The organism is Caballeronia mineralivorans PML1(12), from assembly GCF_001028175.1.
Lineage (GTDB): Bacteria > Pseudomonadota > Gammaproteobacteria > Burkholderiales > Burkholderiaceae > Caballeronia > Caballeronia mineralivorans.
This window is the reverse complement of the sequence record NZ_AEJF01000188.1, coordinates 12,442-26,528: the sequence shown is the minus strand read 5'-3', so window position 1 is coordinate 26,528 and position 14,087 is coordinate 12,442. Positions and strand designations below refer to the sequence as shown.

Genomic DNA, 14,087 nt, shown 5'->3' with positions numbered 1-14,087 from the left:
CGCGCTCAGCCGGATGCGCCGTAATGCGCGCGCTTTTCGGCATACATGGCGGCGTCGGCGCGTTGCATCATGACTTCGAGCCGCTCGCCATCCTGCGCGGTGGCTGCGCCCATTGCAAAACTCAAGGGCATGCCCGAGTAGAACTGGTTGTTGACCTCGACCAGTTGCCTGATGCTGTCGATCACCGCGGCGCCGCCGCGTTCGTCCACACCCGGCAGAAGCAGCACGAACTCGTCGCCGCCAATGCGCGCTGCATGGCTCGGCTTTTCCACGGCCTTGCTGAGCACCTCGCCCGCGCGCCGCAATAACGCGTCGCCGGCGGCGTGACCGAGTTGATCGTTGATGGTCTTGAGGCCGTTCACGTCCACCGCCACCGCGGTCACCGGGAACGGCCCCTTACGCTCCAGCCGGTTCATTTCATCGATGTAGAACGAGCGGTTCTTCAGCTTCGTGAGTGCGTCATGCTTGCCGAGGAACTCGAGGTACGCCTCCGCTTTCTTGCGCGCGGTGATGTCGGTGAGTGCGACGAGCACGAGGTCCCAATCGGCTTCGTGGCCGGGAAACACCGAGAATTGCAGATGCACATTCAACTGCTGGCCTTCCAGCGAATAGTTGACCACCTCGCGCTGATGGAACAGGCGGTTGTCCCAGAGATCGATGAGCTGCTCCTGGAAATGGGTCACCATCTCGTCGCGGAAAACTTCGCCGAGGCGGCCGAGCAGCGTGGCTTTATCGCGCGCCCCGAACATGGTCAGCGTGTGCTGGTTCACGTCGAGCACGTGGATTTCCTGCATGCAGCGCTCGATGAATTCCGGATGCACATTTGTGAAGGTCCGGAAATCGACAATCCCGCGTTCGCGAATATCGTCCAGCAGCGCCTTCACGGTGCTGAAGTTTTCAACCCACAGCGACACGGGTGAATGCTCGAACAGGCCACGCGCATAAAGCTCGCTCAGCGCGGCCTTGCGGCGCACGTCCTCGAGTTCCGTGATGTCTTCCACAGTGACCAGCACGCGGTCCCAGGTCGCTTCGTGGCCGGGCAGGATCACCGCTTTGAGCAACACGTCGAGCCGCTTGCCATCGAGCGCGTAGTTCACTGTCTTGCTCACGAATCTCGACTTGCCGGACCACAGTTGCTCGAGTTCGTCGGCGTGCGTGAGCAGCATGTCGTCGCGGAAAACAGCGCCGAGATTAAGCACCAGATGATCGATATCCTTCGCGCCGAACAGCGCGAGCGTGCGCTGGTTGACCTTGATCAGCCGGATGCGCGACGAGCACTCGGCAATCCGCGCCGTGTCCTCGCGCAGGAAAGCGCGCAGATCGACAACACCTTGCGCGCGCCAGCCTTCGAACACTTCACGCACGGCGCTGAAATCCTCGAGCCACAGCGAAACGGGCGCGAGGTCGAACATATCGGCGTCGTCCGCCGGTACACTCGATGCCGTCGTCGACGCCGTCGCCGCACTCTGCAAAACGCGCCCCTGGTTGTTCGGCATGTCCATCCTTTTCCGATAATCGAGCTTGAAATGCCCGGCTCCGCCATTTTATGCGCAGACGTGGCGGAAAAAACCTAGACGTAAAAGTTCATAGGACGCACCGGCGGCGGCTTTGAGCAACAATGAACGGACCTCAGGCATGTTTGCTGCACGAGGGCGCTGAACTGCCGCGGGTGTACGGCCCACGCGCACGCGTGAACAGCTCAGCACCGGTCCACGCCGGTATCTTCAACCCCATCAAAGGAGACACGTTCCATGGCTGACTTTCGAATCTGGTCCGATGAATTCGCGGCCAACGGTCATCTCTCGAAGAATCACGAATTCGATCAGCAAGCATTCGGCGTAAATGGCGAGAACATCTCGCCCGCGCTGCAATGGGACGGCGTGCCGGCCGATGCCAAGAGCCTCGCCCTCACCGTCTACGATCCCGACGCGCCCACCGGCAGCGGTTTCTGGCACTGGATCGTGGTGAACATTCCGGTGGAAACACGCTCGCTGCCGCAAAACGCCGGTAAGGCCGACGGCAGCCTGCTGCCAGCCGGCGCGCTGCAACTGCACAACGACTATGGCACGGTCGGTTTCGGCGGCGCTGCGCCGCCGCGTGGCGACAAGCCGCATCGCTACATCTTCCGGATCCACGCGCTGACAGCGGAGCACCTGCCGCTCGATATCACTGCGACCAACGCGGTCGCGCGTTTCATGACGCATCTGAACGAGATCGATTCGGCTACCTACACCGGCCTGTATCAGTTGAAATAAGCACCGGGCTCAAGGTCCGCGCGTCAGCATCCGCTTTAACGCCGCGCGGCCCTTTTGAAGTAAACCGTCTGAAAGGCGCGAGCCTTACACTTCGCCGCCCCCCTCTCCTTCCCTACCGATGGACCCAGAACAAGGCCTTCCTCTTCCCCAGCGCTATTGGGCCATCCTGGTCGTGGCGCTCGGCATCACGCTCGCCGTACTCGATGGCGCTATCGCCAACGTCGCGCTTCCCACCATCGCCCGCAATCTGAACGCGAGTCCCGCCGACTCCATCTGGGTAGTCAACGCATATCAGCTCGCCATCACCGTCTCGCTGCTGCCGCTCGCCTCGCTCGGCGACCGGATAGGCTACCGGCGCGTGTACATGTCGGGACTCGCGCTCTTCACCATCGCGTCGTTCGGATGCGCGCTCTCGGGATCTCTCACATCGCTGGCTATTGCACGCGTGATACAAGGCTTCGGCGCGGCGGGCATCATGAGCGTCAACACGGCGCTGGTGCGCATGATCTATCCCTCCGAGCATCTTGGCCGCGGCGTCAGCATCAACGCCTCCGTGGTGGCGATCTCGGCGGTCATCGGACCGACGGTTGCATCCGGCGTGCTAGCGGTCGCACCGTGGCCGTGGCTCTTCGCGATCAACGTGCCCATCGGCATCGCTGCGTTAGCCTTGGGCTGGAAAGCGTTGCCGCGCACGCCAGGACACCGGCAACCCTACGACTATCTCAGCGCGCTGATGAACGCGGCAGTATTCGGGCTCGCGATCACTGCTATCGATGGACTCGGCCATGGTGAACATCGTCCGTACGTGATCGCCGAGTTTCTCGTAGCAGGCCTGATCGGATACTTTTTCGTGCGGCGGCAACTGACGCAAAGCGCGCCGCTCCTGCCCATCGATCTGCTGAGAATCCCCGTGTTCGCGCTGTCGATCGCGACGTCGTTCTGCTCGTTCACCGCGCAAATGCTGACGTTCGTCTCGCTGCCGTTTTTGCTGCAAAACACGTTTGGCATGAGCCAGGTTCAGACGGGCTTCCTGATGACGCCGTGGCCGCTGGTGATCGTGTTTATTGCACCGCTCGCCGGCATGCTTTCCGACCGCTATTCCGCAGGCGCGCTGGGTGGCATCGGGCTGGCCCTCATGACCCTCGGCTTGTTGCTGCTCGCGACGACCGGAGCGCATCCCGCGCCCTTCGATATCGCGTGGCGCATGGCACTGTGCGGGCTGGGCTTCGGTCTGTTCCAGTCACCGAACAATCGCCAGATGTTGTCATCGGCGCCGCGTAGTCGCAGCGGCGGTGCAAGCGGCATGCTCGGGACCGCGCGGCTCTCCGGACAGACACTGGGCGCGGCGCTCGTCGCGCTGATCTTCGGTATTGCGCCGCAGCACGGCGCGACCATCGCGCTGGTCGTCGCGGCGGGGTTCGCCGCAGCGGCGGCGCTCGTCAGCCTGATGCGTATTTCGCGCAGCAAGACACCTGCGATCGCCTGAATCCATCGCCAATCCGGTCCCGCGTTCAAAGGCATTCCAAAGCCCATTCCAAAACCATTAGGCACACCCTTTGCTGAATTGAGCGAGCGAGGCTCTGCACACCGGAGCCGGTTCGTTTGCTGCACTAAGGAGCTTGTTGCATGGCTGATTCCCTCCACGATTACAAGGGCGTGACATCATGACCGCCGCGTCTGGTTCGCTCGCCTCAACCATTCCGGATCCGCGGCCAGTCTATGAGGACTCGACCATGCACATCCAGTTTTCCGACGACCCGCCGACCTATGACGGCGACGATTTCGCGCTTCACTTCACTGCCCTCGTCGATGCTCAGCCGGTGGTATGTTCCATCTCCGCCGAAGCGCTCGAGGACCATTTTGGCGCCGTATCCCTACGGGAAGACGATCTGCTGCCCGCGTTCGAACGGGGCCGCGCGCGAATCCGCGCGGTGTGCGCGGAAGCCCTTGACAGCAATAGCGGACAGAGCGTCGTATTACGTAGCGGATTGTTCCGCGTTGCGGGCATGGAACCGGAATGACCGCGGCGGTCCATCCGTCATCGGTTCACGGATTCAAACGCTTCCCGGAGGTCCTCATGTCGCTGATCATTGCAGGACGGTTTCAAACCTTTCCCAAAGCCGAAGCCGCCGCCCAGCGCCTCTTCGCGCGCGGGTTTCTCGAAGAAGATGTCACGCTGTTCTATGTCGCCCCAAGCGGTCAGCATGGACTGATCGGCACGGGTGGCGGCTACCACGCCGACGCAAGCGCGCAAGAGGTATCGAAGGGTGCGGGCAAAGGCGTCACGATCGGCGCGGTACTCGGGGCAATCGTCGGCGCGGCTTTGTTCGTGCTGTTCAAAGCGCCCTGGCTGGCTGCCGTTCTGGCCGCCGGCGCGGGTGCGTATGTCGGATCGCTCGTCGGCGCCATGGTGCATGCGCGCTCCGGCACACGCACGGCGGCCCGCACACGCACGGCGGCCGGCACCGAAGCCAGCACCGGCAATCATGGTTCGGCGAATGCCGTCGACCCTCGGCACTCCGGCGTAGTCGTCGCCGTTCACGTTGCGCCGGAATTGCAGGCGGAAGCAGCAGCCATTCTTCGCGACGCGGGCGGCAAGGAAGTCGAACGTGCTTCGGGGCAATGGCGAAATGGCCGCTGGGCCGATTTCGATCCCGTCAAACCGCCCGAACCGGTTCGTGAGTTTGCGGAACCGCGTGCATAAGACCGGGTGATTTGGGCCGCTCCACTCGTTGAACGTCGCGAGCGGCTTTTCCGTTGTTTTATGTTTTCGGAACCCTGCTAATTACACCCAAAGTTGAACGCGAGAAGCTCGCGCGCATGGAGGGTCATTGCTTCTCCAGTAGAAAATTTTGGCGGTGGTTAGGAGAGCAAATGCTGCACATTTTCCTCTCGGTTGCTGAGCAATTCTTGCGCTCGCGCCGGTAACCTGGAGGCGTGCGTCATGCCCCATCTTTGTACGCTGATTCGCGGCGCCGGGCGCTTCCGGTTTCGCAGTAGCTGGCACGGCTGTTGCGTCTCTCTTCTCGACCGTAGTCCACGGCAAAAGAGGACCGCGGGCCATCTTCGATCACTCACAGGAGGTTCATATGAGCACTAATATCGTATCCGTACTGAACGATCTGGTTGAAACGTCGAAGGACGGCGAGAAGGGTTTCCTCAAGGCCGCCGAAGACGCCAAGGATCCCACCCTGAAGCAACTCTTCAACGGTCGCGCGGAAGACTGCGCCCGAGGCGCACGCGAGTTGCAGGATGTGGTTCAGCGGCTAGGCGGAAAACCGCATACCGGCGGCACGGTCGGCGGCGCGTTGCATCGCGGCTGGGTCGATGTCAAGTCGGCAGTGGCGCACCGTACCGATCACGCGATCCTCTCCGAATGCGAGCGCGGCGAAGATGTGGCGAAGAAAAATTATCGGGATGCCTTGGACAAGGAACTGCCCGCCGACGTGCGTGCCGTCGTGGAGCGCCAATACCAGGGCGTGATCGAAAACCACGACCGTATTCGCGATCTGCGCGACCAATACACGCCCGCTAAGCCGTAATCGTTGCTCGTATGCTGCAGTCGAGCCGCTACGCTGAAAAACGTGGCGGCTTTTTTACACCAATGCGCATGGTTACAACTGGTATCAAAATTCGTACTTCTTATTTATTTAATTCCGCGATCACCCTGCTACCGCCAACACCAATAAAACAAACGGGCAGCAACCATGCTGCCCGTTTCGCTAAAACACTTACTGAACGACCTTCAGGTGATTGCGCACCGACGCCACGCCATCCACCTTCGACACCACATCTTCCGCGCCGCTCTTGTCTTCAGACGACGGCACCGTGCCCGTCAGCGATACAACGCCAGCCCGCGTCTTTACATGGATGTGCGTGGACTTCACGTTCTTCGCGCCCAGCAACTCGGCCTTGATCTTGGTCGTGATTGCCGTGTCATCAACCTTTGTACCTATCGACGTGGAGGCACCCGTTGATGTGGTGGCGGCTTGCGCATTGACGTTGAGCGCAAACACGACACACGCAATACTGCCGGCTGCCTTCAGGATCTGGGTCGACTTCATAGGTTTCTCTCCTTCTATACGGTTTAAAAAACTGCGGGTGTTCTCGCTGTCTTATTGAACGCAGGCCGCCTCGTACGGCCGCAGCATAAGCGCTGCAAAGACCTGCTCGTTTTCATACCGGCAGCGCCGACGCGCCGCTAGTAGCGATGTCAGCCGCAAATAGCATGCCGCACCACAGACAACACGCGCAGTCCTTTTGCCTGCGCGCGTGTAAAAAGTGCGCGCCGTCGGGGCTTGATCGAATGCCCGGCGATGCCGCCGGCCAAAGGAAATCGCGTTGAAACCTAGCGCTCACGCGCCCTGCGACGCGCATGGCATGACTGTTGCTCGTAAAGGACCTACAAAAGTCCCAACATTGAGGAACAACACGCAATGCCGCCTTCCCTCGAACTACGTACCAAGCAAAGTCTTGCGCTCACGCCGCGCCTCCAGCAATCGGTTCGTCTGCTGCAACTTTCGTCGCTCGAGTTCCAGCAGGAATTGCGCAACGCCCTGGATACGAATCCCTTCCTCGAATACGACGAGACGCAAGCGGAAGACAACGCACTCTCTACCGATAACGGTAACTCCATGGGCGACCCACCCATGGCAAGCGATCAGAACGCGCCCGCCGATGTGCCGATGGCCGCCGAGAGCAACGCCGATGTGGCGGACAACAGCGATTCACAGTCGCATGAGGACTCGATGAACGAGTTCTCATCCGATCCGTTCGGCCGGACCTCCACCCGCAATAATGGCGACGGCGAAGGCTCCGACCCGGCCGACTGGGTTCGCGTCGAACCCTCGTTGCATGAAACGCTGCACGATACGCTGCGGCTCTATCCCATCAACGATCGCGACCGCGCGGTAGCGCAGCTCATCATCGAAGCCCTTGATGACGATGGTTACCTGCGTCAGGACTTGCAGGAGTTGTCGGAGCTGGTGGATATCGAGCCGGCGTTGTCCGAGGTCGAGTTGAATATTGCGTTGAAGCTCGTGCAATCGCTCGAGAAGCCGGGCGTCGGCGCGCGTACCTTGTCCGAATGCTTGTCGCTGCAACTCGAGGCGTTGTGTCCGGAAACACCGGGACGCGATGTCGCTCTCGAGATCGCCGCGCATCATCTGGAGCGGCTCGCGCGACGTGAGCAGGCCGAGTTGCAAAAGAAGATTGGCTGCAGTGCGGAAGAACTGCGCATTGCCTGCGCGCTCGTGCGCAAACTCGATCCCAAGCCCGGCGCGAATTACGGTGCGGCGGAAGACAATTACGTCGTGCCCGACGTGATCGTGCGCCAGGTCAAGAAGAGCTGGGTCGTGACGATCAACCCGGCCGTGCTGCCCCGCGCGCGTATTCATCGCATGTACGCCGAATTGTTCGCGCAGTCGGCGGGCACAAGCCGCTCGCCGCTTGCTCAGCAATTGCAGGAAGCACGCTGGCTGATCCGTAACGCGCAGCAGCGCTTCACGACGATTCAGCGCGTGGCGGAATGTATCGTCTCGCATCAGAAGGCGTTCTTCGACTACGGGGAAATCGCGCTGAAGCCGCTGGTGCTGCGCGATGTCGCCGATGAACTCGAACTCCATGAATCGACCATTTCCCGCGCCACGGGCAACAAGTACATGTCCACGCCACGCGGTATCTTCGAGTTCAAGCACTTCTTCCCGCGCGAACTCAGCACCGAAAGCGGCGGTACGTGTTCGGCCGCCGCCGTGCGAGCCTTGCTAAAGGAAATGATCGCAAAGGAGAACAGCAGCGATCCGCTGTCCGACGTGAGCCTCGCCAAGATGCTGGCGGATCAGGGAGTGATCGTGGCGCGCCGGACGGTGGCGAAGTATCGCCATCTGATGAAGGTGCCGCCGGCGGAATTGCGTCGGGCTTGATGATTTTATTGTTGCCTGAAAAAAGCGCCCTTTGAGAAATCCTGGGGCGCTTTTTTATCGCCAGCCGGAGACTCGTTGCGTGCGTCTGCGCGCGGCCATCGCCGAGACTTCCGCGCCCAGCAGGAACACCGCGGCCGAGTAGTACAGCCACATCAGGATGACCGCGAGCGACCCCGCTGCGCCGAAGGTGTTCGTCATGCCCGCGTGCTGCAGGTAGAACGCAAATAGCCGTTTGCCGCATTCGAACAGCAACGCCGCGGTCAGCGCGCCGAGCGCGGCGTCGCGCCATTGCATGCGCGTGCTGGGCAGGAATTTAAGCAACACAGCAAAGGCCAGTACCATCATCAGCAGGGAGATGGCTCTCTGCGCCAGTGCCGCGATCAGGAAAGACGAGCCGCTCGTGCCCAGCACCCACTGACCGACGATGACCACGAGGGCGTCGAGTACGAGCAACGCGACAATCAGCAAGGCCGCGCCCAGGACGAACGCGAAGGAGATCGCGCGGACTCGCAGTATTGCCAGGATGCTTTCCCGAGTACTCGCGATGGGCGCCGGCCAGATGACGTTGAGTGCGGTATGAAGCGATGAAAAGGTCGCCGATGCCCCCACCAGCACGCCGACGCCCGATACGATCGCAGTGCGCGTTGCGATGTCCGCATGCCACGCGTTGGCAACGATCGCTTCCAGGCCATGGGCCGCATCTGCGCCTACTACGTCAGCTATTTCGCCGAACAGACGCCCCTGGACCGCATCCGCGCCGAAGAAAATGCTCGCCACAGCGATGATGATCACGAGAGTAGGAGCTAGCGAGAAAGCCGCAAAAAACGCGATCGCCGCAGAAAACATGACGCAGTGGTCCTGCGACCATTGGACGATCGGGTCCTGGATCCAGGACCAGAAAGATTTCAGTCTTCCGTCTTTTGCTGCTGTGTTCAAGGCGTGTCGCTCCCGCAAGTTTTGCTTTTCTTGCGATGGTAGCGCGGATTTCGGGTTTTCCCTTGGGCCTCTGGGTTTGCAGCGGCAGTTTAGTTCATTTATTTAGTATGTCTTACTTTATGACTCTCCCGGTCCTGTCTGTCCAATGAACGCAAAACCCCGCGGCGTTTTATCGGCGCGGGGCTGGATTTGTCTTACGTGCACAGCTCGATACTTAGCTCGAAACGCGGGCGGGGCGTTTCGCCTCGGTCACCTGGCTCACCGCTTTCTTTGTCACCGATGCCGCCGTCGCCACGCTCCGCAAATCGGTCAGGAACGAATCGCGCCACACCGATAGATTGTTCTCGCGCAACGGCGCCATCATGTCGGTATGACGCGCCTGACGCTCCGCCAGAGGCATCGACAACGCCCGCTCCAGCGCCTCCGACATCTGCGATAAATCGAACGGATTGACCACCAGCGCGCCCGGCAATTGATCCGCCGCGCCCGCGAACTGCGACAGCACAAGCGCCCCCGGATCGGCCGGATCCTGCGACGCCACATATTCCTTCGCCACCAGGTTCATCCCGTCGCGCAACGGCGTGACGTACCCGACCTGCGACAAGCGGAACAACGCCATCAGCAGACTGCGATCGTACTTGCGGTTGAGATACTGAATCGGAGTCCAGTCGAGCTGCGCAAAACGGCCGTTGATACGCCCGGCCTCCCCCTCCAGGTTCTGCCGGATGCGCTGATACGTCTGAACATCGGAACGCGTTGGCGGCGCGATCTGCACCATTGACACCCGCCCATGCCATCCCGGCGCATGCAGCAGCAGACGCTCGAACGCCTGGAAACGCTCGGCGAGCCCTTTCGAATAATCGAGCCGGTCCACGCTCATGATCAACTTGCGCCCGCGCAAACTGTCGCGCAGGCTTTTCACCGGCTTGCGATTCGAAAATTGCTCGGCGGCCTTCGCAATGGCGTCCGGATAAATGCCGATCGGATACGCACCGACCTTCAACATGCGTCCATGCGCCTGCAGCATCCCGTCTTCGCTGAGATGCCCCAACTGCCCGCGTTCGATGTAATCGACAAACGACTGCTTGTCCGCCTCAGTCTGGAAACCCACGACGTCGTAACTGCACATCGCCTTGATCAACTCCTCGTGCGGCGGCACCGTACGCAGGATTTCAGGCACCGGAAACGGGATGTGCAGGAAAAAGCCGATGGGATTCTTGATGCCCGCCGCCCGGCATTCCTGCGCAAACGGCAGCAAGTGATAGTCGTGGACCCAGATGATGTCGTCGGGTTCCAACAGCGGTTTGAGCTGCCTCGCCAGCGCCTCGTTCACCCGCGCGTAACCGGCATATTCCTCACGATCAAACCGCGACAGGTCGTTGCGGTAGTGGAATGTCGGCCATAACGTGGCGTTGGAAAAGCCGCGATAGTACTGGTCGTAGTCGCGCCGGGTCAGCCCCACGGTCGCATACGTCACGTTGCCACGCTTCTCGATGACCGGCGCCGATGCCTCACCCACAATCTCGCCGCTCCAGCCGAACCACACACCGCCTGTCTCCTTCAGCGCGTCCAGGACACCGATCGCCAAACCACCTGCAGCAGGTTTGCCTTCCTGGATCGGTGCGACGCGATTCGATACCACGATCAATCTGCTCATTACCGCTTCACCTCATCAGTTGTCGTTGCTCGTTCGGTTGCTCGTTCGAATTGACCGACTTACCAATGCAAGACACGTGCCTTTTTTACAATTTGGAAAATAAAAATTGTGTATAAATGTGACAGACAAACAAAAACAAGCGGTTATAGCGCGCCATGCAGAAGATTTTCATGGTGGCGCGCATCGCATAAAAAGCTTGCATCGACGTGATTCAGGCGTCCTGTTCCGACCCGAGATCCCGCTGGTAATCGATTCCTTCCTTCCGTATGCCGCCCTGGTTGTGGTCGCCGTCCGGCGGCACGCCCGGGGCCGGACGGTTCTGTCCGGCGGGATCGTGCGGCGTTTGCAGGCTGCCTGGATTGGCCGGGTTACCTGACTCTGCGGCGACGTCGGGTGGGGTCATTTTGGCCGGATCGGGCCGCGCTTCACGCTTCGATGAATGGCGTGCTGAACGACGGAGTGCGGGGTGCCTCATGGATGCCTCCAGAAGAGAAGGCCGTCGGAGAACAAGTTCGGCGGCGGATTACCAACAAAATCCAGCAAAAACAACCGCACACATCACATCTATCCGGTCACTCTTGCGCAATACGTTGTAATGCCTACAGCATCATGGAAATATGTTCAAAACCTCTGCGAGCCGGCGAATTGACAAGGCCCGGTGAAAAAATTCAGGTTCAATGCAACGTGCCTGAGAAGTGCGGCGTTTCGTTCGGACCCGGAGGCGGATCGCCGATCGGTTGACCCGGCGGCGACGGCGGCTCGCGTGTCGGATCCGGAATCGTGTCGGGCGGCTCTTGCGGATCGGGCGACGGCGGCGTGTCGGGATTGAACGGTGGATCAGGCGGCTGCGGTGTTTGCGCGTGGACCGCCATGAAGCGTGACGCGAAGCATGACGTGCGGGACTGGCGTTGAAGCGAGGCGAGATCGGTCATGGCGGGCTCCCTGGATCTTATGATGATGACACTCGTGCGGATCTGACGCAGCGGCCGATCCGGCCAAGGACTCTCGAGATTAGCTCGATGTCTGCAAGGTGCCGGACCTCGCACGAGCCAAGCGATTCAGTCGCAGCAAAGGCCATGCCCCGAGTTCTGGTACCGCTCCGATCAACCCACGGGCCTTTTGACATTATCGGCGCTGCATTCGCGAGCGCCAATGAAAAGCGCCCGTCCAAAGCAGACATCTTTCGATGTCCCAATGACACGGGCGTTTGACTCACCTACTGCTCGTTGCCGAACGTTACGCCGGCTTGAAAACCCTGAGCCCTGGTATTAGCGGCTGCCGGTACCGCCGTCGCCTACTTCGCTGGCTTCGTTTTCGGCCGCCTTGTTCGCGGCGTCCTCGCCGTATTCGACCAGCCGGTTATACAGCGTCTTCAGGCTGATGCCGAGGATCTCCGCTGCCCGCGTCTTCACGCCGCCGCACTGTTCGAGCGTGGCGAGGATCAACTGACGATCCGCTTCGGCGAGCGACGTGCCGAATGGAATGGTGACCGCGGTTCCCGCCGATGGCTTCGCCAGCGAGATCTGCAACGGCACAGTCGCGGTACTGTCGGACTCGGCGCCCGACATGATGTACGCACGCTGCACGTAGTTCTTCAGCTCGCGTACATTACCCGGCCACGGATACGACGCGAGCATGTCGCGCACCGAGGGCGGAAACGTCTTCTTGGTGTTGTAGCGTGAATTGAGTTCGTCGAGGAACGCCTGGCCCAGCAACTCCACGTCCGCGCCACGATCGCGCAATGGCGGCAGGTTGATCGGGAACACGTTGAGCCGATGATACAAGTCGAGCCGCAACTTGCCTTCGAGTACGGCCTGCTCCGGATCGCGGTTGGTCGCGGCGATCAGGCGCACGTCGGTCTCGAATTCTTTCGTCGTGCCGACCCGCATGAACATGCCCGTCTCGAGCACGCGTAACAGTTTCACCTGCAATTCGATCGGCATCTCGGTGATTTCATCGAGGAATAGCGTGCCGCCGTTCGCGCGTTCGAAGTAGCCCTTGTGCTGACGATCCGCGCCGGTGAACGAGCCGCGCTCATGCCCGAACATCTCCGATTCAATCAGGTTCGGCGAGATCGCCCCGCAGTTCACCGCAATAAACGAATGCTTGCGGCGCAGGCTCAGCTCGTGAAGCGTCTGCGCGGCGACTTCCTTGCCCGTGCCCGATTCGCCGATCAGCAGCACCGACGCTGCCGTAGGCGCCACACGGCCGATCTGGTCGTAGACGGTTTGCATCGCGGGAGAATTGCCAAGCATGAGGCCGAAGCGGCCCATGCGGCGTAGTTCGCCTCGCAACGTGCCAATCTCGGCCTTGAGGTCGCCGGGACGCGGCAGGCGGCTCAGGATCGCCTTGACGCGCTGCATGTTGATGGGTTTGACGAGGTAATCCGTCGCGCCCATCTTCAGCGCGTTGACCGCCGACTCCACTGTCGCGTGTCCGGTGATGACGATGATTTCCACGCCGGATCGGGGATCGAGATCCTCGAACAGATCGACACCCGAACCGTCGGGCAATTTGAGGTCCGTGAATACAACGTCCGGTGTCTGGCGCACAAGCTGAATCCGCGCTTCGCGCAGATCGCCCGCTGTGGCTGTCGTCAGTCCGTCTTCGCCGATGATCGCGGCTAGTGCCTCGCGGGTACTGGGATCGTCATCGACAATCAATACGTGTGGCATGCGTCTCGAATTTATCCAAAGCGTTGAGGGTCACGCGACGCAGAAGGCGTCGTGGAGGTCTCTGGGACGGTGCTAAAAGAACTGCGCGCCACCAGGTCGAATGCGCACTGAGAGAAACTCAAGTATGCCGAAAGATGAAAGACTTTCCGGTTTCGCGAATGGCGCCTGACTGCATCGGGCAATTATTGCCATTTAGCAAAATTATTACTGTGAGTCAGTCGATTATAAGGCTTTATTAAAATGAAACGCACGCCAAGGCGTGCGTCTCGAATAGTCCGCTTACGTCATGCGCCGCGTACTCACCATGCTCAGTTGGCGCAAATCGAGCCGGCAAACTCGTATGAATATCAGCTATGCGGAAAATGCCACGCCTCGGGTGTACCCCCCAGCGCGCCATTGCCCTGGCCGTTCGACGGCCTGACCGGCGACACAGGCGTCACAGCCGATGCACTCGCCGGCGTGACGACCTTGCCGCCCTCGCCCTCCCAGCGCTGGAGTTCACGCGCTCCGCGTTTTGAAGCGTCGCGTTGTGATTGCGCCCAGCGCCAGGCAAGCACGCTGCCTATCGCGAACAACGCGCCGAACAGGCCGAATTTGGGTCGTGCCATTGTGTTTCCTCCGCTTATTGCGATGATCGATTGCG

General features: G+C 60.7%; 14 protein-coding genes. 6 read left to right on the top strand and 8 right to left on the bottom strand.

The window, feature by feature from the left end:
• Positions 1-5: 5 nt before the first annotated feature.
• Positions 6-1,412, bottom strand: a complete 1,407-nt coding sequence (locus tag EOS_RS32180) for a sensor domain-containing diguanylate cyclase (RefSeq protein ID WP_200908728.1) — start codon at positions 1,410-1,412, stop codon at positions 6-8.
• A gap of 339 nt (positions 1,413-1,751) precedes the next feature.
• Here EOS_RS32180 and EOS_RS32175 point away from each other — a divergent pair, with 339 nt between their 5' ends.
• The 5 genes from EOS_RS32175 (at position 1,752) to EOS_RS32155 (ending at position 5,797) form a co-directional block, all read left to right on the top strand.
• A complete protein-coding gene (locus EOS_RS32175) occupies positions 1,752-2,255 on the top strand; it encodes a YbhB/YbcL family Raf kinase inhibitor-like protein (RefSeq protein ID WP_047896249.1) in 504 nt (167 codons plus the stop codon).
• 118 nt (positions 2,256-2,373) lie between these two features.
• The gene (locus EOS_RS32170) at positions 2,374-3,741 is read left to right on the top strand and encodes an MFS transporter (protein ID WP_047896248.1); all 1,368 of its coding nucleotides are present in this window, start codon (positions 2,374-2,376) and stop codon (positions 3,739-3,741) included.
• A gap of 178 nt (positions 3,742-3,919) precedes the next feature.
• Positions 3,920-4,276: a DUF1488 family protein gene (locus tag EOS_RS32165; protein WP_047896247.1), complete on the top strand. Its 357-nt coding sequence runs from the start codon at positions 3,920-3,922 to the stop codon at positions 4,274-4,276.
• 56 nt (positions 4,277-4,332) lie between these two features.
• Positions 4,333-4,959: a membrane protein gene (locus EOS_RS32160; protein WP_047896289.1), complete on the top strand. Its 627-nt coding sequence runs from the start codon at positions 4,333-4,335 to the stop codon at positions 4,957-4,959.
• 385 nt (positions 4,960-5,344) lie between these two features.
• Positions 5,345-5,797 (top strand): PA2169 family four-helix-bundle protein, encoded by a 453-nt coding sequence (locus EOS_RS32155; RefSeq protein ID WP_047896246.1) that lies wholly within the window; start codon positions 5,345-5,347, stop codon positions 5,795-5,797.
• A 189-nt stretch (positions 5,798-5,986) separates the two neighbouring features.
• On the opposite strand, the gene EOS_RS32150 is transcribed toward EOS_RS32155, so the two are convergent.
• Complete coding sequence (locus EOS_RS32150; protein WP_047896245.1) at positions 5,987-6,319, bottom strand: BON domain-containing protein; 333 nt, start codon at positions 6,317-6,319, stop codon at positions 5,987-5,989.
• A 372-nt stretch (positions 6,320-6,691) separates the two neighbouring features.
• Between EOS_RS32150 and EOS_RS32145 the strand changes: the two genes are divergently transcribed.
• Positions 6,692-8,176, top strand: coding sequence for an RNA polymerase factor sigma-54 (locus tag EOS_RS32145; RefSeq protein ID WP_047896244.1), 1,485 nt, complete (start codon positions 6,692-6,694; stop codon positions 8,174-8,176).
• Positions 8,177-8,230: 54 nt separating this feature from the next.
• Here EOS_RS32145 and EOS_RS32140 read toward each other — a convergent pair whose 3' ends face one another.
• The 6 genes from EOS_RS32140 to EOS_RS32115 all read right to left on the bottom strand — a co-directional run bounded on the left by EOS_RS32140 (position 8,231) and on the right by EOS_RS32115 (position 14,052).
• Positions 8,231-9,112, bottom strand: coding sequence for a YihY/virulence factor BrkB family protein (locus EOS_RS32140; protein WP_047896243.1), 882 nt, complete (start codon positions 9,110-9,112; stop codon positions 8,231-8,233).
• Between the two features lie 214 nt (positions 9,113-9,326).
• The gene (gene otsA / locus EOS_RS32135) at positions 9,327-10,769 is read right to left on the bottom strand and encodes an alpha,alpha-trehalose-phosphate synthase (UDP-forming) (protein WP_047896242.1); all 1,443 of its coding nucleotides are present in this window, start codon (positions 10,767-10,769) and stop codon (positions 9,327-9,329) included.
• A gap of 211 nt (positions 10,770-10,980) precedes the next feature.
• Positions 10,981-11,244, bottom strand: a complete 264-nt coding sequence (locus EOS_RS32130; RefSeq protein ID WP_047896241.1) for a hypothetical protein — start codon at positions 11,242-11,244, stop codon at positions 10,981-10,983.
• Between the two features lie 199 nt (positions 11,245-11,443).
• Positions 11,444-11,701, bottom strand: coding sequence for a hypothetical protein (locus EOS_RS32125; RefSeq protein WP_326972960.1), 258 nt, complete (start codon positions 11,699-11,701; stop codon positions 11,444-11,446).
• Between the two features lie 336 nt (positions 11,702-12,037).
• Complete coding sequence (locus tag EOS_RS32120) at positions 12,038-13,444, bottom strand: sigma-54-dependent transcriptional regulator (protein ID WP_047896240.1); 1,407 nt, start codon at positions 13,442-13,444, stop codon at positions 12,038-12,040.
• Positions 13,445-13,791: 347 nt separating this feature from the next.
• Positions 13,792-14,052, bottom strand: a complete 261-nt coding sequence (locus EOS_RS32115) for a hypothetical protein (RefSeq protein WP_047896239.1) — start codon at positions 14,050-14,052, stop codon at positions 13,792-13,794.
• Between the last annotated feature and the right edge of the window lie 35 nt (positions 14,053-14,087).